Raw genomic sequence first — 19,947 nt, 5'->3', positions numbered from 1 at the left:
ATGTCCTCGCACACCGTCACGCACTGCACCACCGTGGACAGCCCGGTCGGCCCGCTGCTCCTCACCGCCGACGACTCGGGCGCCCTGACCTCCCTGTCCGTACCGGGCCAGAAGGGCGGCTGTGAACGCCGGCCGGAGTGGCGGCACACGCCCGCGCTCTTCCGGGCCGCCGAGGAGCAGCTCGCCGCCTACTTCGCCGGTGAACTCGACCGTTTCACCCTGGAGTTCAGGGCCGCCGGGACCGAGTTCCGGGAACGGGTGTGGGCCGCCGTCGACTCCGTGCCGTACGGCGAGACGACCACGTACGGTGCCATCGCCGCGCGGATCGGCGCCCCGCGCGCCGCCGTCCGCGCGATCGGGGGCGCGATCGGCGCCAACCCCCTGCTGATCGTGCGCCCCTGCCACCGGGTGATCGGCGCGGACGGCTCGCTGACCGGTTACGCGGGCGGCCTCGACCGCAAGCAGCGGCTCCTCACCCTCGAAGGAGTGCTCACCCCGTAGAGGTGGAAGGGGCGGACACGGCCTAGTCCTCCAGGCCCCAGCTGTGGATGCGCCTCGGGTGGACGCGGATCAGCTCCTCGCTGAAGTGCGGGCCCAAGTCATGCGGGCCGGTGAGGAGTTCGGCCTCGCCGCGGATGTCGACGCCGCGCACCCGCCAGGGGTCCAGGCTCACGATGTCGTCGACGACGAGCGCCACCTTCGGGTTCCGTTGCAGGTTGCGCCACTTCTTGGTCGTCCCCATCGCGTACCCGCCGATCAGGATCGTCCCGTCGTCCTGCGGGAAGAAGCCGACCGGGTTCGCCTGCGGCTGTCCGTGGGCGTCGACGGTGGCCAGCCGGCCCAGCCGCTGCGATCTGAGGTAGGCGCGTTCCGCCTCGCTGAATTCGGTCATGGCAGCAGCCAAGCACCCCCGCGCCCGCCGCACACCGGCCGACGGCCCTGAGCCGCCCGCGGAACCGGCCTCTGCGGCCAGGGGTGTGACGGAGTGTTGGGACCGGCCGATGCCTGGGAACCCATGGGCCCATGACCCGAGTGATCAAGGCCAGGTACCTCCTGACCGCCCTGGTGACGGCGCTGGCGTTCGCCCCGCCGACGGCAGGAGCCGCCACCGGCTCCGGGCCCGCCCGGCCGGCCGGCGCCCCCGTGCGCGACGCCGTCGAGCGCCCGGCCGCGAACCGGGGCGCCGCGTACGTCGTCCCGGGCCACGACGCCGGCCCGACCGTCCACGCTCCGGTCCCCGCCGTCGGCGCCCCCGCGCCCGGTGCCCTCGGCGCCCCCGGCTACCGCGCCTCGGGCGCCGATCCGCTGCCGCCCGTCCCCTCCGTCACCGAGGCCCTGACGTCCGGCGTACTGCGTCCCCCCGACGAGGACTGGACCGGCACCTGGGAGGCGGCCCCCTCCGGGACCGTGCCGGGGCTGCCCGGCGCCTCCGTCCGCAACGTCGTCCACACGAGCGTCGGCGGCAGCGCGGTCCGGGTCCGGATCTCCAACCGGCTCGGCACCGCGCCGCTTCGCCTCGGCTCCCTGACCGTCGCGCTGCACCGGCCCGGCGCCCCCGCGAGCCCGGACGCCGTCCCGGGCTCGCTGCGGACCGCGACCTTCGCGGGCGCCCGGTCCGTGGTCGTCCCGGCCGGCTGGGACCTGGTCAGCGACCCCGTACGGCTGCGCGTGCCGGCCGGCGCCGACCTGTTGATCTCGGTGCACACCCCGGACGCCGCGGGCCCGGCGACGTACCACCGCTCCGCCCTCCAGACCAACTTCCTCGCCCGCCGCGGCGACCACACCCGCGACGAGCACGGCGACGCCTACACCGTCACGCTCGGGAACTGGTACCACGTGACCGGCGTCGACGTGCTCGACGCGCCCGCGGCGGGCAGTGTGGTCGCCCTCGGCGACTCCCTCACCGACGGCACCGGGTCCACGTACGGGGCCAACCACCGGTGGCCCGACCGGCTCGCCGAGCGGCTGCGCGGCCTGCCGCCGGCCCGCCGGCTCGGCGTCCTGAACGCCGGGATCTCGGGCAACCGCGTCCTGCGCGCGGGCGTCGGACCGGACGCCCTGTCCCGGCTCGACGCCGACGTCCTGTCCCGCACCGGGGTGCGCGCGCTGATCGTGCTGGAGGGCGTCAACGACATCAAGGGCACGCCGGAGCAACTCGACCCCGCCGCCTTCGAGGACGCGTACCGCCGCATCGTGCGCCGCGCCCACGCGCACGGCATCCGCGTCATCGGCGCCACCCTCACCCCGTACGGCGGGCACGGCGCCTGGACGACGTCCCGCGAGGCCGCGCGCCGGGCGGTCAACTCCCTCGTCCGCTCGGGCGGCATCTTCGACGACGTGGCCGACTTCGACGCCGCCGTCCGCGACCCCGCCCGCCCGACCCGTATCCGCCCCGCCTACGACCCCGGCGACCACCTGCACCTCAACGACGCCGGTATGCGGGCCCTGGCCGACCGGGTCGACCTGGCATCCCTCATCCGCTGAGGACGCGCGCCCGGGTGTGGGCCGCGGCGGGTCAGCCCCAGAGGACCGCCGCGACCCACGCCCCCATGATCAGCAGGCAGGCGAACAGCTCCGCCAGCACGCTCCAGCCCCCTGACCGCATCGCCGTGCGCAGGGCCGCCACCGCCTCCCCGTGCCGCCCGAGACGCAGCCGCTCCGACAGATAGATCCCGCCCATGAAACCGGGCAGCGCGCCCAGCACCGGCAGCACGACGAAGCCGAGCAGCGCGCCGAACCCGGCGTACGCCGCCATGCGGGGCGTCGCGCCGCTCGCGCTCAGCCTGCGCGGGGGAAGCGCCCATCGCGCCGCCTGGGCCAGCAGCAGCGCCACCGTCGCGCCCACCAGCACGCTCCAGGAGAGCTTGCGGGGGTCCTCCAGTGCCCACCACAGCACCGCGGCCCAGACGAGCCACGATCCCGGCACGCCGGGCACCAGTACTCCGAACAGGCCGAGCAGGATCACCACCCCGACCAGCAGGAGCTCCCACACTCCCATCTGTCCAGGGTGCAGGAGAACGGGTGAACCCGCAGGTCAGTCCTGTCGGTCCCGGGCCACCCAGGCCCGCTCGTACGCGTGCCAGCCCAGTTGGAGCCGGGTCGTCACGCCGGTCAGCTCCATCAGCCGCTTCACCCGGCGCTGCACGGTCCGCAGGCCCAGGTCCAGCTGCTTGGCGACGCTCGCGTCCGTCAGCCCGGCCAGCAGCAGCGACAGCACCTCGAGGTCCGTGCTGTCCGGGCCGTCCGGTTCCTGCTCGGCCACGCCCGTGCTGCCGAGGCGCAGCGGCAGCGCCTCCCGCCACACCGACTCGAAGAGCCCCGAGAGCAGTTCGAGCAGTCCGCTCGCGTGCACGACCAGGGCGGCGGGCTCGGCGGTGTGGGAGGTCAGCGGCACCATGGCGAGCGTCCGGTCGGCGATCACGAGTTTGGTCGGCACCGTGTCCGCGACGCGGACCTGCTCGTCCCGGCCCAGGGCGGCGGACAGCTCGGTGATCCCGCCGGGCAGGTCGAGGACCGCCCGCTCCACCACCACGCGGTAGGTCACCCCGCGGCCGGCCGCCTGCTCCTCGGCGACGTTCTCCGTCCCGGACACGACCACCGGGTTCCCGGTGACCAGCGCGCACACCTCCTCACTGGCGCCCAGCTGGAGCTGGAGGAACCGCTGCGCGACGGCCGCCGCGCCGATCACCACCTCGACCAGGTCGTGCACGGCGGGCTCGGCGGCCTGCGCCCGGTACTCCTCGGCGAGCAGCGCCGCCGCCAGCTCCGCCTTCTCCAGCTCGTGCCGCCGCTGGGTGAGCAGCGCGCCCAGCGCGACACCGGGCGGCGCCGCGACCCACCGCCCGGGGCGGGCCGTCGACTGCGCCGCCAGTCCGTGCCGCTCCAGACGGCGCAGGGCGCGCTCCGTGTCGTACTCGCCGAGCATGAGCCGGCGTGCGAGATCGGGCACGTCGGCGGCGCCCACGGACACCAGTGCCCGGTACGCCGACTCGTGCGTCTCGTCCAGACCTATCGCTCCCAGCATGCGGAGACGTCCCTCCCCAAAGGATCATCCGTGACGGCCGGGCCGTGGCGGAAAACAGCCACGGCGCAAACCCGCCTTCCCACATCATCGCCGCACCACCCGTCTCTCTGACAAGGTTGCGTCACTGGGGCACCAGCCACCGCCCGTAATGCCCGGCTTGGGACCGTCCGGCCTGCGCGGACGTGGCGGGGGCGGTTCCCGACGGACGTGACCGCGCATCACCGCGGAGCATCAGGGAACCAGGTCACACTCAGGACCGGGACGGACCGACATACGCGGCGGCCCGGTCGTCCAGACCGTGACCGGACCCACGACGTGCGGTGGGTCCGAGTCACTCCGGCGCCGCCGGGCGGTTCTCCCGTGGGGGGTGGGACCGCCCGGCGGTATCACGCACGGCTGTTCGAGCCGACGCCCTTCCGTCGTCCGACACGCCGCCCGGCGATCTCCGTCCGCCGGATTTTCCCGATGCACCGTTTTCTTCCGGCTCCCGCGGTGGACAATCAAGGGCATGAGCCAGCAGGGGGAGAGTCCTACCGGTCACGAGGACGACTGGTGGGGGCAGTTGTACGACGACTCCACCGGAGACACGGGTCCCGCGGCGGCGGCCGACTCCCTCGACGACCGGTTCGCGTCGGCGTCGGGCACGGTCGGGCGGGGCGACCCGGCACCGGGTGCGTACGCCGACGAGGTCCCGCCCCGCCCCGGGGAGACGCACGCGGTCCCGGAGCAGCGCACCGGCGGCTCCGGAACCCCGTCCGCCACCTCCGGGCCACGCGACCCGGGCCCCGGGCCACGCGACCGGGGACCTGGACCAAGGGTCGGCGCCCCCGAAGACCGGACGCCCGCCGCGACGGACGGAACTCCGCCGGCGGACGGCACCGGGGGAGGGCGCCCGCCGGGCGGAACGGCCGGGGTCCGCCCGTCGGCCGGGGCGGCCTGGAGCGCGTCGCCCGATGCGGCCGGGAATCCGCCGCCGACCGGCCCCCGCCCGGCCGCCGAGGACGAGCCCGCGCCGGCCTCGCCCGCCGTACCGCCCGTAGGTCCTCCGCCAAAGACCCCTCCGCTTCCCGTCGGCCCCCCGCCGCCGACCGCGAGCCCCCGGCCGCCCGCCGGGTCCCCGCCCGTCGGTGTGCCGCCGCCTCCCGCGGGTTACCTGCCCGTCGAGGAGCCCGGCGGGACGGCACCCGCGCCGCCCGACGAGCCCACCCTCGCGCCCCTCGGCCGGTCCGCCGGGTCGGCCTGGCCGTCCCTCGCGGAGTCCGGGTCTCCGGCCGCGGGCCCGGGACTGCCCGACCCCGTCGGCCACGTCGGATCCGGGCCGCCCACCTACGACGCGGAACCCACGGCACTGCCGCCCGCCGACCCGGACGCGCTGGCGGACCTCGTCGCGGACACGGTGCTGGAGGGCGCCCAGTACGGGGCGTGCACCCTGCGGGCGGTCTCGGTGCGCGGGGACTCCGCCCGGTACCGGGGCGAGCCGCGCCGGGACGCCCTGCTGACCGCCCGCTTCGGGACGGGGGAGGACGCCCTGGTCCTCGTGGCCATGGCGACCGGCGCGCGGGCCACCCCCGGCGCGCACCGGGCGGCCGCTGAGGCGTGCCGGTGGATCGGCCGGGCGGTCGGCCGCAGCCAGGCACGGCTGGCCGAGGACATCCGGGCCGGCCGGCGCGGCGACCTGAAGTCGGGCCTGCACCGCCTCACCGACCGCAGTCTCGGCAGGCTGCGGGCCAGCGCGGCGGAACAGGGCGTCGAGCCCGAGGAGTACACCGCGAGCCTGCGGTGCCTGCTGCTGCCCGCGGACCCGGAATGCCGTACGCGCGTCTTCTTCGGCGTCGGCCCCGGCGGTCTGTTCCGGCTGCGGGACGGCGAGTGGCAGGACATCGAGCCCCGGGTGGCGGAGACCGCAGGGGAGCCCGTCGTCGGGTTCGGCTCGCCGCCCCACGAGACCCCGGAGGGCGACCGGCTCACCATGGACCTCGGGATCACGACACCCCCGAGCCCGTACGAGCCCGCGCCCCGGCCGCCCCGCGCCCCCTTCCGCTTCCGGGCCTCCGTCGCCCGCCCGGGTGACACGCTGCTGCTGTGCACGGACGGCCTCGCGGAGCCGCTGCGCGGGGAACCCGAGCTCGCCGCGCATCTGACGACACGCTGGTCCACGCCCGAGCCGCCCGGGCTCGCGACGTTCCTCGTGGACAGTCAGGTCAGGGTCAAGGGGTACGCCGACGACCGGACGGCCGCCGCCGTTTGGGAGGCGTAACCCCCCGCCGTGTGGATTCATGGAACCCGAAGGGATCTCCGGAGACCGAAGGGCACGTGAAGTCATGGCCAAGCAGACCGTCGCCGAGCAGTTCGTCGACATCCTCGTCCGCGCGGGCGTCAAACGGCTGTACGGAGTCGTCGGCGACAGCCTCAACCCGGTCGTGGACGCCATCCGGCGCAACGCGGCCATCGACTGGATCCACGTCCGGCACGAGGAGACCGCCGCGTTCGCCGCCGGCGCGGAAGCCCAGATCACCGGGAACCTCGCCGCGTGCGCGGGTTCCTGTGGCCCCGGCAACCTGCACCTCATCAACGGCCTGTACGACGCCCACCGCTCCATGGCCCCGGTGCTCGCGCTCGCCTCCCACATCCCCTCCAGCGAGATCGGGCTCGGGTACTTCCAGGAGACGCACCCGGAGCGGCTGTTCGACGAGTGCAGCCACTACAACGAGATGATCTCCAACCCGAAGCAGATGCCCCGGCTGGTCCAGACGGCCATCCAGAACGCCGTCGGGCGCAGCGGTGTCAGTGTCGTGACGCTGCCCGGCGACATCGCGGGCGAGGCGGCCCCGGAGAAGTCGGCGGAGACCGCCCTGGTCACCGCGCGGCCGACGGTCCGCCCCGGCGACGCCGAGATCGACAAGCTGGTCGCGCTGATCGACGCGGCCGACAAGGTCACGCTCTTCTGCGGCAGCGGCACGGCGGGCGCGCACGCCGAGGTCATGGAGTTCGCGGAGAAGATCAAGTCGCCGGTGGGGCACGCGCTGCGCGGCAAGGAGTGGATCCAGTACGACAACCCGTTCGACGTCGGGATGAGCGGCCTGCTCGGCTACGGCGCCGCCTACGAGGCGACCCACGAGTGCGATCTGCTGATCCTGCTCGGCACGGACTTCCCGTACAACGCCTTCCTGCCCGACGACGTGAAGATCGCCCAGGTCGACGTCCGTCCCGAGCACCTGGGCCGCCGCTCCCGGCTCGACCTCGCCGTGTGGGGCGACGTGCGCGAGACCCTGCGGTGCCTGACGCCGCGGGTGCGGACGAAGAAGAACCGGCGCTTCCTCGACAAGATGCTGAAGAAGCACGCCGACGCGCTCGAAGGAGTCGTCAAGGCGTACACCAGGAAGGTCGACAAGCACGTCCCGATCCACCCCGAGTACGTCGCCGCGGTGCTGGACGAGGTCGCCGACGACGACGCGGTCTTCACGGTCGACACCGGGATGTGCAACGTCTGGGCGGCGCGCTACATCTCGCCCAACGGGCGCCGCAGGGTGATCGGTTCCTTCTCGCACGGCTCGATGGCGAACGCGCTGCCGATGGCGATCGGCGCCCAGTTCACCGACCGGCGCCGCCAGGTCGTCTCGATGTCCGGCGACGGCGGATTCAGCATGCTGATGGGCGACTTCCTCACCCTCGTCCAGCACGACCTGCCGGTGAAGGTCGTCCTCTTCAACAACTCCTCGCTCGGCATGGTGGAGTTGGAGATGCTGGTCGCCGGACTGCCCTCGTACGGCACGGCGAACAGGAACCCCGACTTCGCCGCCGTCGCCGAGGCGTGCGGGGCGTACGGCGTCCGCGTCGAGAAGCCCAAGCAGCTCGCCGGTGCCCTCAAGGACGCCTTCCGGCACAAGGGCCCGGCGCTCGTCGACATCGTCACCGACCCCAATGCCCTCTCCATCCCCCCGAAGATCAGCGCCGACATGGTCACGGGCTTCGCCCTGTCCGCGTCGAAGATCGTCCTCGACGGGGGCGTGGGCCGCATGCTGCAGATGGCCCGCTCCAACCTGCGCAACGTACCGAGGCCCTGAGGCACGGCTGGCGCGGGGCCGGTCGCCCGGCCGGTCCCGGGGGCGGTGTCGAATGACGGGAGCCGTCCCTCCTCGTCGTCTACGGCGGAATAGGCAGTCCCGTGTAGGCAGTTGGAGCGATCTCACGCGGTCGGGGCGTCCGCCGCGGACGGTAGGCCCGATGGGGGCGGTGCGGTGCCCGGGGGCCCGGAGCGTCCACCGGCACCCGCACCGGCCCGCGTCCCCGCGCGGGCGCCGGGGCGTCCGGTGACTGTCGCACCACCCGTCCGAACTGCCCCTGCACGCACTCCGGTTACGCCCTCGCAGGCGGACGCGGGCCGGATGCTCCCCTCCCAGGAGCCCGGCCGGCTCCGTCCCGGCGGGCCGCTTCCCGGGTGCCGCGCCGGGAACCCTCCGGTGTCCGGCGCGTGATTGACGATTCAGCATGACTGTCGTCTTCCGCGGCCGGGCATGGATCCCCGTGAACGTGTTCGAGCAGGAGGGAAACCGACATCGGCGTGCGGGCGGGGGTCATGAAGAGGCAGGCACGTGCGGGCGGCCCCGGGACACTGGGGGCACCCGCGGCGAAGACAGTGGAGGAAGCGGTCGACGGGGGCGGGGAGAAGCCGGGAGCGCCGCAGCTCCGGCGCCGGCTGGGACGGGGGGACCTGAGGGCCGTGCCAGAGGCCCGCAAGGCACTGAGGGAGCTGTTACGTCACTGGGGGCGACCGGGACGGTCGGAGGTCGCCGAACTGCTCACCAGCGAGCTGGTGACCAACGCCCTGGTGCACACCGACCACGACGCGCTGCTGACGGCCACCGTCTCGCCGCGCGGACTCCGGGTGGAGGTCAGGGACTTCGTGGGACGCAGGCCACGGCTGCGGGTACCGAACGCCGACGACGGTACGCACGGCAGGGGGCTGGTCCTGGTGCAGTCCCTGGCCGACGCGTGGGGCGTACGCGTGCACGCCGTGGGCAAGGCGGTCTGGTTCGAACTGGACGGGGGCGCGGCATGACCTCATGCCGCGCCCCCGTCCAGTGAGGCGTCCGGACCCGCCGGACCCCCGTCGGTCCGGTCCTAGCCGAACTGCTGCTCCAGGTCCTTCAGTTTGCGCTCCAGGGAGTCGAGGCGCGGCAGCGCCATGGTGTCGTCTTCCGCGGTGAGGTCGATGACCGGGTCAGTGGCGCCGCGGACCGGCTGCAGGGAGGCGCGGGCGCGTACGGGCAGTTGCTCCGACGCCGATATGGCAGGCTCCGAGGAGGCTTGGGCGGGAGCCCGCTCCACGGTGGTCTCGAGCTGCCGGTTGCCGCGGCCGACCAGGCCGCGGTGACCCCGGCTGAGCGCCTTGAGGTGCGCCCGCTCGACCCGCTCCTGCTCGCGCCGGCGCAGTCGGTTCTGCTCCTTCTGGCGCCGGTCCTCGCGCACCTCGTCCACGGCCTCGTCCAGCGTACGGACGTTCTCCAGCAGCATCAGCGACCAGGCGCTGTACGTCTCGCGGGGAGCGCGCAGCCAGCGGACGATGCGGATCTGCGGCAGCGGGCGCGGGACCAGACCCTGCTCCCGCAGCGCCGCCCGACGCGTCTGCTTCAGCGCGCGGTCGAACAGCACCGCCGCGGACAGGGACATGCCCGCGAAGAAGTGCGGTGCGCCCGCGTGGTCCAGGCCCCGGGGCGCGTGCACCCAGTTGAACCAGGCCGCCGCGCCCGCGAACGTCCACACGAGTATGCGGGAGCCGAGGGCCGCGTCACCGTGGCTGGCCTCGCGCACCGCGAGCACGGAGCAGAACATGGCCGCGCCGTCCAGGCCGAACGGCACCAGGTACTCCCAGCCGCCGGAGAGGCCGAGGTTCTGCTCGCCGAAGCCCACGAGGCCGTGGAAGGAGAGAGCCGCGGCGACCGCGGCGCAGCAGAACAGCAGTACGTAGGAGGCGGTTCCGTAGATGGCCTCCTTGCGCCTGCGGCGCTCCTCGCTGCGCTCCCACGAGTCCTCCGCGCGCGGCGCTTTCTCCCCGGCCCGCTTCCCGCGTGCGAGCACCGCCACCGCCGCCAGCATGCCCAGGAGCAAGACGGCGCCCGGAAGCAGCCAGTTCAGCGATATGTCGGTCAGTCTCATCAGGGGGTCCCTTGCATTGGGATAGGGCGTAACGCCCGCCATAGTGGCCCAATCCCGTCGGCCCTCAGGGGGTTTCGGGGCAAGAGGCCGCCAAGGGAGTGCAAGGGCATGCGCAAGGCGACACTTTGCTCGAACTGCCGCGCGAGGAACGGGAGTTGAGTACGAATAAGACTACCCGTACGGGTGGTTCCACGGAAAGTTCCTGCGGCAGGTGAGGAAGTTGTGAACTGACCGTGATCCGCGGGGTGCCGCACCCGGTGCCCGTGGGCCGCCGCGGCGCGAGTCGATCTTAGGGGGAACGCGGTGCGGCGGGGTGCCCCGGGGGCCTCAACCCGCCGCGGACGCCGTCAACTTGGCGACGCGGTCCGTGTCGCAGGTGCGCGGGCACGTGACGCAGGTGTCCTCGGGCCGCAGCGTGTAGAAGAGGCAGCAGCTCGCCCGGTCCCGGGTGGGCAGGGCCTCGCCGTCCGGTCCGGTCAGCTCGCGGAACGCCGCGGAACCGGCGTACGGCTTCGTCGTGCCCGGCAGCAGCCGCTCCAGCTCCCGCATCGCCCGCCGCTCCTCGCCGAGGAGGTGGGCGACGTACCAGAGCCCCTCGACGACCTCGTCGGTCGCCATGCCCCACAGGGCGCGACCGCGCCGCCGCATCCGCGGGCCGAAGCCCCCGAGGACCGGCTCCAGGTGCTCGGCCACGGCGGCCCGCACCTCGGCCTCCAGGGCCGCCTCGTCCGGTACGACGCGAGCGCCGGGCAGGCCGGCCGCGGGGTCGTCCGGCAGGCAGGCGAACTCTTCGACGCGCACCGCCATGCGCCCCAGGGCCCGCTGGTACGTGACGTGCTCCACAGGCAGCCGCGGGACCCGGCGCAGCAGGAACCACGGCACGGTGATCAGCAGGCAGGCGGGCCAGGCGTAGCGGTGCAGTCCGAAGCTTGCGACGACGTCCGGACGGGCCCGCTGCCCGTAGTCCCGGAGCACCTGCTCCTCGTCCCAGGCGAGGAAGGCGTCGAGCTCGGCGCCGCCCTCCGCGAGCCGTGCGGCGCCTACCCAGCCGCCGTCTTCGGGTGCCGCCTGCGCGGGGCCGAGCTCCTCGACCGCCAGCCCCGGGAACACCTCGGTGAGGCGCGCGTACGCCTCCGACACGGCCGAGGGAGCCGCGGGGGCGACGCCGGCCGGGAGGTCCGGGACCAAGGCGGAGAGAGGCATGCGAGGACCACCGCTTCACGCTCGTTTGCAGGTAAGCCTTACCTTACCCACACGCCCGGAGGTTTGAACTGGGGGCCCGGGCGCCTATGGTCTTGACGGACAGGTGACAACCACCGCATTGACCCCCAAGTACCACCAAGCCCGGAGGAGGAGCCCGTGGAGCAGGCCGGCCCGCGCGACGCGCACCGCCCCACGGGTTCGGCGACCCCGGACACCGCCACGCGCGTACCCCCGCAGCCGCGCGCGGCGGACCGGGACCGTGGACGGGGCGCGGCCCGCCCCGCCGGCTCCGCGGGCGGGGCGCGCGGCGAGCACACGCACAGCGAGACGCCCCTGCCGCGGCCCCGCCGCGACGGACGGCAGCTCGTCCAGCGCTCGTCCGTGCGCGGCCAGATCCTGGACGCGCTGCGGACGGCACTGGTCTCGGGGGAGTTGGCGCCCGGCGAGGTGTACTCGGCGCCCGTGCTGGGCGAGCGGTTCGGGGTGTCCGCGACGCCCGTCCGTGAGGCCATGCAGCAGCTCGCCCTCGAAGGTGCCGTCGAGGTCGTGCCGAACCGGGGTTTCCGGGTCGTCGTGCGGTGCCCCCGCGAGCTGGCGGAGCTGGCGGAGGTCCGCGCGCTGATCGAGGTGCCGGTGATGCTGCGGCTCGCCCGCACGGTGCCCGCCGCCCGCTGGGCGGAGCTGCGCCCGCTCGCCGAGGCGACTGCGCGGGCCGCGTCCACCGGGGACCGCGCGAGCTACGCGGAGTGCGACCGCGCCTTCCATCGCGCCGTCCTCGCCCTCGCCGGCAACGAGCAGCTGCTGCGCATCGCCGACGACCTGCACCGCCGGGCCCAGTGGCCCTTGGTCGGCGGCCCCGCCTCACGCGGCCGCGCCGACCTCGTGGCCGACGCCGCCGAACACACGGCACTGCTCGACGCCCTGACCGCGCAGGACCTCTCGGTGGTCCAGTCCCTGGTCCGCGAACACTTCACCGGCGCCTAGCCCCTCCAGTCAGACCCCGGCCACCCCGAGCGGCGCCCGGCACGTGTGCCCACGGCACCGCGATCGTCCCGCGGGGCGCGGTTCGGGTGCCTGCGGGGCGCGGTTCGGGTGCCTGCGGTGCTGTGCTCGCGTACCCGCGGTGCTCCGCCCGCGTACCCGCGGCGCTCCGCTCGGTGCCCGTGGGGATGCGCCCGCGTACCCGCGGCGCTCCGCTCGGGTGCCCGCGGCGCTCCGCTCGGGTGCCCGTGGGGATGCGCTCGCGGTGCTTCGCCCGCGCACCCGCGCACCCGCGTGCCCGCGTACCCCCGTACCCCCGTGCCCGCGTGCCCGCGGGGCTCGGTTCGGGTGCCCGTAGCGCTGTCGCCGGTCCGGTTTCCGACGGTCCCGCGTCCAGTCCCCCTCGCCTCGCAGCCGTACGCCCCGAGCCCGCTCGGAGTCGACCGGGGCCGGCCGGTCGCTGCCGACCTGATACAAGCCGCAGGCCGGGGCATCACCGGCCCGGCCGTTGAGGCCCGCGTCCCCGGTGATCCGCCGTGCCAGCGGCGTTCCGGCCGGGTGCGCCCCGGCACTGGCGGGGTGCCGTCGCCCCCTAAGGGAGCCCCGGCGGCCCGCGGCGCGCCGCCCCGCTCAGGCCGTCGCGGCCGGTGGGGTCAACTGACGGGCCAGCCACGTGGGTACGCCGCCGAGGAGCCGGTACAGCCGAGCGGCCTCCGCGCGCAGCCGGGACGCCTCCGGCTCGGACTCGGCGTCCGCGAGCGAGGCCAGCGCGGGTGCCGTACCGACCAGGAAGCCCAACTCCTCGCGGATGCGCAGGGATTCGGCGAAGCCGTGCCGGGCCTCGGCCAACTCGCCCTCCCGCAGGGCGAGTCCGGCGAGATGGCGCCAGGTGAACGAGAGCAGCAGCGGATCGCCCTGGGCGGTGGCGCCGGCGTGGGCGCGGCGGTAGGCGGCGCGCGCCGACTGCGGGGAGTGGGCGAGGTTCTCGGCGAGCAGTCCCCGCCGGAAGTCCAGCAGCGCCCGCCCCGGGGCACCCGGGGCGATCAGCGCGGCGGCCCGGCCGAGCGCGGCCCGCGCCTCGTCCGCCCGGTCGCGTACGCCCAACAGGGTGGCCGCGTAGGCGAGATGACCGCGCTCGCAGGCCGCCGCGCCCCGCTCGTCGTCGCTGCGGGCCTGTGCCTCCGCCGTGCGCAGCGCGTCCTCCGCCTCGGCCCAGCCGTGCTCGGTGTAGAGGCACCGCTCGACGAGGAGCGAGGCTCTCTGCAGCGCCGCGTCCGCAGTGTGCGGTTCCAGGAGCGCGGCCGCGTCGGCCCAGCAGGCGCGCGAGCGCAGCCGCCATACCGCGGTCTGGAGTGGATCGTCCCCTGCAGTCGTTCCGGAACCAGACATGGCGGTATGCGCCACGTTGCCCTCCCCGAGCACACCGTTGAGCTGTTGAGTGGTGGCATCTCAGCACGGATTCCGGCGCCCGGCCAAGAGGGTGGGTGAAGGATTTCACAAAGTCGTGGGACGGCGGCGGCACCCGGCGCGGCCCACCGCTCGGGCCCACGACCTCAGCTCATGCGCAGGGCCAGGAAGAAATCGAGCTTGTCCTCCAGCCGCGACAGGTCCCGGCCCGTCAACTGCTCGATGCGTCCCACCCGGTAGCGCAGCGTGTTGACGTGCAGGTGCAGCCGGTTGGCGCAGCGCGTCCAGGAGCCGTCGCAGTCGAGGAACGCCTCCAGGGTGGGGATGAGCTCGGCGCGGTGCCGGCGGTCGTAGTCGCGCAGCGGGTCCAGGAGCCGGGCGGTGAAGGCGCGGCGGACGTCGTCCGGCACGAAGGGCAGCAGCAGCACGTGGGACGCCAGCTCCTGGTGCCCGGCCGCGCAGACCCGTCCGGGACGCGCCGCGGCCACCCGCCGGGCGTGCCGGGCCTCCTCCAGGGCGCCGCGCAGCCCCTCGGCGGAGTGCACGGCGGCGCTGACGCCGAGCGTGAGCCGCCCGTCGTCGTTCAGCCCGGCCGACAGCGGGCCGCGTACGGCCTCCAGGAGGACATCGGCGAGCAGCCCCGACTCGGAGCCGTCGTGCTCGGAGGACACCGCCGGGAGGGGGACGAGCGCGATGGCCTCCTCACCGGTATGGGCGACCGCGATGCGGTCGGAGTGCTCGGGTCCCCTCGACAGGGGGTCCACGAGGATCTCCTCCAGCAGGGACTGGGCGACGGGGCCGCCGTCGACGTCGCCGCCGTCCCACTCGACCCGGGCCACCACGACCTGCCAGTGCGGGGCCGCGCCGAGCCCCGGCAGGAGCACCGGGGCGGCGACCCTCAGCCGGGCCGCGATCTCGGCGGGCGCCGCGCCCGTCTGGACCAGCTCCAGGACCTCCTGGGCGAGCCGCCGCCGCACGGTGCGCGCCGCGTCGCGCCGGTCGCGCTCGACGGAGATCAGCTGCGTGACGCCCTGGAGCAGGTCGAGCCGCTCCTCCGGCCAGTCCCCGGCGTCCGCCTCGACGGCGAGCAGCCAGTCGGACAGCACCGTCTCGCGCACGTCCCGGGAGGCGGACGCGGAGCGGCCGGACGAGCGGACGGGGAACAGCGAGTACGTCGTCGCGCCCACCGTCACCCGGTGCGGGCCGCGCCGGCCGGTGCGGGCGGCGGCCAGGTGCTCGGCGGCCAGCCGCGCGCACACGTCGGCGGACAGCGCCGGGCCGTCGCCGTCGGCACCCGCGACGGTCCGCCCGGTGGGGGAGAGCACCCAGGCCCGCAGGTCGAGGTCGGAGCCGAGGAGGTCCAGGACCACGTCGGGACCGCCGCCCGCGGGGCCCGAGGTCATCATCCGCCGGTGCCGGTCCACGACGGCGGCCAGATCGCCGGCCCGCTCGCCCGACACCTGCCGTACGACGTGCTCGGTGATCGTCGCGAAGGCGACCGACTCGTTGACGGCGAACAGCGGCAGCCGGTGGCGCACGCAGGCCAGGACCAGGTCCTCGGGGATGTCGCCGAGCTCCGCCTCGCCCGCGGCCAGCGCGGCGACACCGGCGCCCGCGAGGATGCGTACGAAGGGCTCGGAGTCCGTGGCGTCGTGCCGCCAGGCCAGGCCGGTGAGGACCAGCTCGCCACCCGAGAGGTAGCGGCTGGGGTCCTTGAGGTCCGTGGTCATCACGCCGCGCACGGTGCGATCCAGTTCGTCCTCGCCGCCGAGCAGCCGCAGGCCCAGCGCGTCGGTGTCCAGCAGTGCGCGCAGCCGCATGTCTCGTCGCCGCCGTTCTTTGTCTCGAAATCTACGATGGATCGTGGGTGGGGTTCCCGCCGTGGGTTCCCGGCTTCCGCGGGAAGGCCCTGAGGGCCCTCGCCGACGGTCGCCCCGGGCTCTCCAGGGCCCTGTACTGGGCTTTCGTGAGCCGGGCTCCCTGTTTCCCGCCACGTGCCGGATGTTTCCCGGGGAAAGCGAAGAGGTTACCGAGGGCCTCCGTTCATACGAATCTACAAGATGTGCGCGCTGGCCAGCCAACTCCTTCATGGTTTCGGTGACTGACCCCGATGGAGGACGGAGCTGTGTACTGACGTCGATCCGCGTTAACAGCACATGAACGAGCCGGGCCCGCCGCACACGATCTGGCTTGATCAGAACGACCCACGATTACGAATGAAGAGAGCCACTCATGGACTTCCTTCGCCCCGCCAGCTGGGAGGAGGCGCTCGCCGCCAAGGCCGAGCACCCCACGGCTGTGCCGATTGCGGGTGGCACCGATGTGATGGTCGAGATCAACTTCGACCACCGGCGGCCCGAGTACCTCCTTGACCTGAACCGCATCGGCGAGCTGAGCGAGTGGGAGGTCGGTGCGGAGAGCGTGCGCCTGGGCGCCTCCGTCCCCTACACCAGGATCATGGACAGCCTGCGCGGTGAGCTGCCGGGTCTCGCCCTCGCCTCCCACACGGTGGCCTCCCCGCAGATCCGCAACCGCGGCGGCGTCGGCGGCAACCTCGGCACCGCCTCCCCGGCCGGCGACGCCCACCCCGCCCTCCTCGCGGCCGGCGCCGAGGTCGAGGCCGAGTCGGTGCGCGGCTCGCGCCTGATCCCCATCGACGAGTTCTACACCGGCGTGAAGCGCAACGCGCTCGCGCCCGACGAGCTCATCCGCGCCGTCCACATCAAGAAGGCCGACGGCCCCCAGCAGTACTCCAAGGTCGGCACCCGCAACGCGATGGTCATCGCGGTCTGCGCCTTCGGCCTCGCGCTGCACCCCGAGACCCGCACGGTCCGCACCGGCATCGGCTCGGCCGCGCCGACCCCGGTCCGCGCCAAGGCCGCCGAGGAGTTCCTGAACGCCGCGCTCGACGAGGGCGGCTTCTGGGACAACGGGAAGATCATCACCCCGTCGGTGGCCAAGCAGTTCGCGGACCTGTGCTCCGCCGCCTGCAACCCGATCGACGACGTCCGGGGCACGGCGAGCTACCGCCGCCACGCGGTGGGCATCATGGCCCGCCGCACGCTCACCTGGACCTGGGAGTCCTACCGCGACACCGACGGCCGGACACATCAGAAGGGGAGTGTCGCGTAATGCGCGTCAATTTCACGGTCAACGGCCGTCCGCAGGAAGCCGACGACGTGTGGGAGGGCGAGAGCCTGCTGTACGTCCTGCGCGAGCGCCTCGGGCTGCCCGGTTCCAAGAACGCCTGCGAGCAGGGCGAGTGCGGCTCCTGCACGGTCCGCCTGGACGGCGTGCCGGTGTGTTCGTGCCTGGTCGCGGCCGGCCAGGTCGAGGGCCGCGAGGTCGTCACCGTCGAAGGTCTCGCCGACTTCGCCAAGCAGCGCGCGGCGCACGGCGGTTGCGCCGGCGGGGCGTGCGGCACCGAGGAGCCGGAGGGGACCTCGCTCGACGCCGCGAAGGGCTGGGCCGCCAAGGGCCAGGACTCGCACACCGGCGAGGGCACCGAACTCTCCCCGGTCCAGCAGGCGTTCATCGACGCCGGCGCCGTCCAGTGCGGCTTCTGCACCCCGGGTCTGCTCGTCGCCGCCGACGAGATGCTGGAGCACAACCCGACGCCGACCGACGCGGACATCCGTGAGGCGCTCTCGGGCAACCTGTGCCGCTGCACCGGCTACGAGAAGATCATGGACGCGGTCCGCCTGGCGGCCGCCCGGCAGTCTGAGGCGGTCTGACCATGGGAACCACGGGTACACCCACCAACCTCACCCAGCGCTCCGCGACCAAGGGCGGCATCGGCGAGTCCACGCTCCGCCCGGACGGCACCCTCAAGGTCACCGGCGAGTTCGCCTACTCGTCCGACATGTGGCACGAGGACATGCTCTGGGGCCAGATCCTGCGCTCCACGGTCGCCCACGCCGAGATCGTCTCCATCGACACCGGCGAGGCCCTCGCGACGCCCGGCGTCTACGCCGTCCTGACGTACGACGACCTGCCGACCGCGGTCAAGAACTACGGCCTGGAGATCCAGGACACCCCGGTCCTCGCGCACGGCAAGGTCCGCCACCACGGCGAGCCCGTCGCCCTCGTCGCCGCCGACCACCCGGAGACCGCGCGCCGCGCCGCCGCCAAGATCAAGGTCGAGTACCGCGAGCTGCCGGTCATCACGGACGAGGCGTCCGCCACCGCGCCCGACGCGATCCTCATCCACGAGGGCCGCGACGACCACCACATCGGCCACGTCCCGCACCCGAACATCGTGCACCGCCAGCCGATCGTGCGCGGCGACGCCGACGAGGCCGCGAGGAAGGCCGACTTCATCGTCCGCGGCGAGTACACCTTCGGCATGCAGGACCAGGCGTTCCTCGGCCCCGAGTCCGGACTCGCCGTGCCCTCCGAGGACGGCGGCGTCGAGCTGTACATCGCCACCCAGTGGCTGCACTCGGACCTCAAGCAGATCGCGCCCGTCCTCGGCCTGCCCGAGGACAAGGTCCGCATGACGCTCTCCGGCGTCGGCGGTGCCTTCGGCGGCCGCGAGGACCTGTCGATGCAGATCCACGCCTGCCTGCTCGCCCTGCGCACCGGCAAGCCCGTCAAGATCGTCTACAACCGCTTCGAGTCCTTCTTCGGACACGTCCACCGCCACCCCGCCAAGCTGTACTACGAGCACGGGGCGACGAAGGACGGCAAGCTCACGCACATGAAGTGCCGGATCGTCCTGGACGGCGGCGCGTACGCGTCGGCCTCCCCGGCGGTCGTCGGCAACGCCTCCTCGCTGAGCGTCGGCCCGTACGTTGTCGAGGACGTCGACATCGAGGCGATCGCCCTCTACACCAACAACCCGCCCTGCGGCGCCATGCGCGGCTTCGGCGCGGTCCAGGCGTGCTTCGCCTACGAGGCCCAGATGGACAAGCTCGCCGACCAGGTGGGCATGGACCGGGTCGCCTTCCGCCAGCTCAACGCGATGGAGCAGGGCACGCTCCTGCCGACCGGCCAGCGCGTCGACTCGCCCGCCCCGGTCGCCGAACTCCTGCGCCGCGTCAAGGCGATGCCGATGCCGCCCGAGCGCCAGTGGGAGAGCAGCGAGGGCGCCGACGTGCGCCAGCTGCCCGGCGGCCTTTCCAACACCACCCACGGCGAGGGCGTCGTCCGCGGTGTCGGCTACGCGGTCGGCATCAAGAACGTCGGCTTCTCCGAGGGCTTCGACGACTACTCGACCGCCAAGGTCCGCATGGAGGTCGTCGGCGGCGAGCCCGTCGCGACCGTGCACACCGCGATGGCCGAGGTCGGCCAGGGCGGCGTCACCGTCCACGCGCAGATCGCCCGCACCGAGCTCGGCGTCACCCAGGTGACGATCGCCCCCGCCGACACGCAGGTCGGCAGCGCCGGCTCGACGTCCGCGTCCCGTCAGACGTACGTCACCGGCGGCGCCGTCAAGAACTCCTGCGAGCTGGTCCGCGAGAAGGTCCTGGAGCTCGGCCGGCGCAGGTTCGGCTCGTACCACCCCGCGTGGGCGACGGCCGAACTGCTCCTGGAGGGCGGCAAGGTCGTCACCGACGGCGGCGAGGTCCTCGCCGACCTGGTGGACGTCCTCGAAGGCGAGTCCGTCGAGGTCGAGGCCGAATGGCGGCACCGTCCGACGGTGCCCTTCGACCTGCGCACCGGCCAGGGCGACGGCCACGTCCAGTACTCGTTCGCCGCGCACCGCGCCGTCGTCGAGGTGGACACCGAACTCGGCCTGGTCAAGGTCATCGAACTGGCCTGCGCCCAGGACGTCGGCAAGGCGCTCAACCCGCTGTCCGTCATCGGCCAGATCCAGGGTGGCACCACCCAGGGCCTGGGCGTGGCGGTCATGGAGGAGATCATCGTCGACCCCAAGACCGCGAAGGTGCGCAACCCGTCCTTCACGGACTACCTGATCCCCACCATCCTCGACACGCCGACCATCCCCGTCGACGTGCTCGAACTCGCCGACGACCACGCCCCGTACGGGCTCCGTGGCATCGGCGAGGCCCCGACCCTGTCGTCCACCCCGGCCGTCCTCGCGGCGATCCGGAACGCGACGGGCCTGGAGCTGAACCGGACGCCGGTACGTCCCGAGCACCTCACCGGCACCGCGTAGAACCCTCCGGGCGGCGCACGGAGCGTCACAACTCCGCGCCGCCCGGAGCACTCCG

General features: G+C 73.9%; 16 protein-coding genes. 9 read left to right on the top strand and 7 right to left on the bottom strand.

Features of this window, described 5'->3' with window-relative positions; translation table 11 throughout:
- Window positions 1-501: a methylated-DNA--[protein]-cysteine S-methyltransferase gene (locus ACFYQQ_RS02965; RefSeq protein WP_355782909.1), complete on the top strand. Its 501-nt coding sequence runs from the start codon at window positions 1-3 to the stop codon at window positions 499-501.
- Window positions 502-523: 22 nt separating this feature from the next.
- Here ACFYQQ_RS02965 and ACFYQQ_RS02960 read toward each other — a convergent pair whose 3' ends face one another.
- Window positions 524-892, bottom strand: a complete 369-nt coding sequence (locus ACFYQQ_RS02960; protein ID WP_355782906.1) for a PPOX class F420-dependent oxidoreductase — start codon at window positions 890-892, stop codon at window positions 524-526.
- A gap of 131 nt (window positions 893-1,023) precedes the next feature.
- Between ACFYQQ_RS02960 and ACFYQQ_RS02955 the strand changes: the two genes are divergently transcribed.
- Window positions 1,024-2,484: a GDSL-type esterase/lipase family protein gene (locus tag ACFYQQ_RS02955; protein ID WP_388903097.1), complete on the top strand. Its 1,461-nt coding sequence runs from the start codon at window positions 1,024-1,026 to the stop codon at window positions 2,482-2,484.
- Between the two features lie 31 nt (window positions 2,485-2,515).
- Here ACFYQQ_RS02955 and ACFYQQ_RS02950 read toward each other — a convergent pair whose 3' ends face one another.
- Together ACFYQQ_RS02950 and ACFYQQ_RS02945 are read right to left on the bottom strand one after the other, a co-directional pair.
- Window positions 2,516-2,998, bottom strand: a complete 483-nt coding sequence (locus ACFYQQ_RS02950) for a DUF456 domain-containing protein (RefSeq protein WP_355793983.1) — start codon at window positions 2,996-2,998, stop codon at window positions 2,516-2,518.
- Window positions 2,999-3,034: 36 nt separating this feature from the next.
- Window positions 3,035-4,024 carry a helix-turn-helix transcriptional regulator gene (locus ACFYQQ_RS02945; RefSeq protein ID WP_356166906.1) on the bottom strand — a complete coding sequence of 330 codons (990 nt, stop codon included), beginning with the start codon at window positions 4,022-4,024 and terminating at the stop codon, window positions 3,035-3,037.
- Window positions 4,025-4,532: 508 nt separating this feature from the next.
- Between ACFYQQ_RS02945 and ACFYQQ_RS02940 the strand changes: the two genes are divergently transcribed.
- The 3 genes from ACFYQQ_RS02940 to ACFYQQ_RS02930 all read left to right on the top strand — a co-directional run bounded on the left by ACFYQQ_RS02940 (window position 4,533) and on the right by ACFYQQ_RS02930 (window position 9,083).
- Complete coding sequence (locus ACFYQQ_RS02940; protein ID WP_356237803.1) at window positions 4,533-6,281, top strand: protein phosphatase 2C domain-containing protein; 1,749 nt, start codon at window positions 4,533-4,535, stop codon at window positions 6,279-6,281.
- Window positions 6,282-6,345: 64 nt separating this feature from the next.
- Complete coding sequence (locus tag ACFYQQ_RS02935; protein ID WP_355780909.1) at window positions 6,346-8,088, top strand: pyruvate dehydrogenase; 1,743 nt, start codon at window positions 6,346-6,348, stop codon at window positions 8,086-8,088.
- Between the two features lie 512 nt (window positions 8,089-8,600).
- Window positions 8,601-9,083, top strand: coding sequence for an ATP-binding protein (locus tag ACFYQQ_RS02930; RefSeq protein ID WP_356237804.1), 483 nt, complete (start codon window positions 8,601-8,603; stop codon window positions 9,081-9,083).
- 62 nt (window positions 9,084-9,145) lie between these two features.
- Here ACFYQQ_RS02930 and ACFYQQ_RS02925 read toward each other — a convergent pair whose 3' ends face one another.
- Together ACFYQQ_RS02925 and ACFYQQ_RS02920 are read right to left on the bottom strand one after the other, a co-directional pair.
- On the bottom strand, window positions 9,146-10,180 hold the full coding sequence (locus ACFYQQ_RS02925) for a DUF2637 domain-containing protein (protein ID WP_355794801.1): 1,035 nt from the start codon (window positions 10,178-10,180) through the stop codon (window positions 9,146-9,148).
- Between the two features lie 327 nt (window positions 10,181-10,507).
- Window positions 10,508-11,383 (bottom strand): (2Fe-2S)-binding protein, encoded by an 876-nt coding sequence (locus tag ACFYQQ_RS02920; RefSeq protein WP_356166895.1) that lies wholly within the window; start codon window positions 11,381-11,383, stop codon window positions 10,508-10,510.
- Window positions 11,384-11,539: 156 nt separating this feature from the next.
- Between ACFYQQ_RS02920 and ACFYQQ_RS02915 the strand changes: the two genes are divergently transcribed.
- Window positions 11,540-12,367 carry a GntR family transcriptional regulator gene (locus ACFYQQ_RS02915; protein ID WP_356237805.1) on the top strand — a complete coding sequence of 276 codons (828 nt, stop codon included), beginning with the start codon at window positions 11,540-11,542 and terminating at the stop codon, window positions 12,365-12,367.
- Between the two features lie 627 nt (window positions 12,368-12,994).
- Here ACFYQQ_RS02915 and ACFYQQ_RS02910 read toward each other — a convergent pair.
- Window positions 12,995-13,768 (bottom strand): hypothetical protein, encoded by a 774-nt coding sequence (locus ACFYQQ_RS02910; protein WP_356166889.1) that lies wholly within the window; start codon window positions 13,766-13,768, stop codon window positions 12,995-12,997.
- A gap of 149 nt (window positions 13,769-13,917) precedes the next feature.
- Window positions 13,918-15,591 carry a PucR family transcriptional regulator ligand-binding domain-containing protein gene (locus tag ACFYQQ_RS02905; protein WP_356166886.1) on the bottom strand — a complete coding sequence of 558 codons (1,674 nt, stop codon included), beginning with the start codon at window positions 15,589-15,591 and terminating at the stop codon, window positions 13,918-13,920.
- A 412-nt stretch (window positions 15,592-16,003) separates the two neighbouring features.
- Between ACFYQQ_RS02905 and ACFYQQ_RS02900 the strand changes: the two genes are divergently transcribed.
- Genes ACFYQQ_RS02900 through ACFYQQ_RS02890 form a run of 3 tightly spaced genes read left to right on the top strand, consistent with a single transcriptional unit; the run spans window position 16,004 to window position 19,892 of the window.
- On the top strand, window positions 16,004-16,903 hold the full coding sequence (locus ACFYQQ_RS02900) for a xanthine dehydrogenase family protein subunit M (protein ID WP_356166883.1): 900 nt from the start codon (window positions 16,004-16,006) through the stop codon (window positions 16,901-16,903).
- Window positions 16,903-17,505, top strand: coding sequence for a (2Fe-2S)-binding protein (locus ACFYQQ_RS02895; protein WP_355783766.1), 603 nt, complete (start codon window positions 16,903-16,905; stop codon window positions 17,503-17,505). The genes ACFYQQ_RS02900 and ACFYQQ_RS02895 overlap by 1 nt, the downstream gene beginning before the upstream one ends.
- A gap of 2 nt (window positions 17,506-17,507) precedes the next feature.
- Window positions 17,508-19,892 (top strand): molybdopterin cofactor-binding domain-containing protein, encoded by a 2,385-nt coding sequence (locus tag ACFYQQ_RS02890; RefSeq protein ID WP_355783769.1) that lies wholly within the window; start codon window positions 17,508-17,510, stop codon window positions 19,890-19,892.
- Window positions 19,893-19,947 lie beyond the last annotated feature (55 nt).

The organism is Streptomyces sp. NPDC005496, assembly GCF_042872045.1.
Lineage (GTDB): Bacteria > Actinomycetota > Actinomycetes > Streptomycetales > Streptomycetaceae > Streptomyces.
This window is presented reverse-complemented; position numbering and strand designations above follow the sequence as displayed.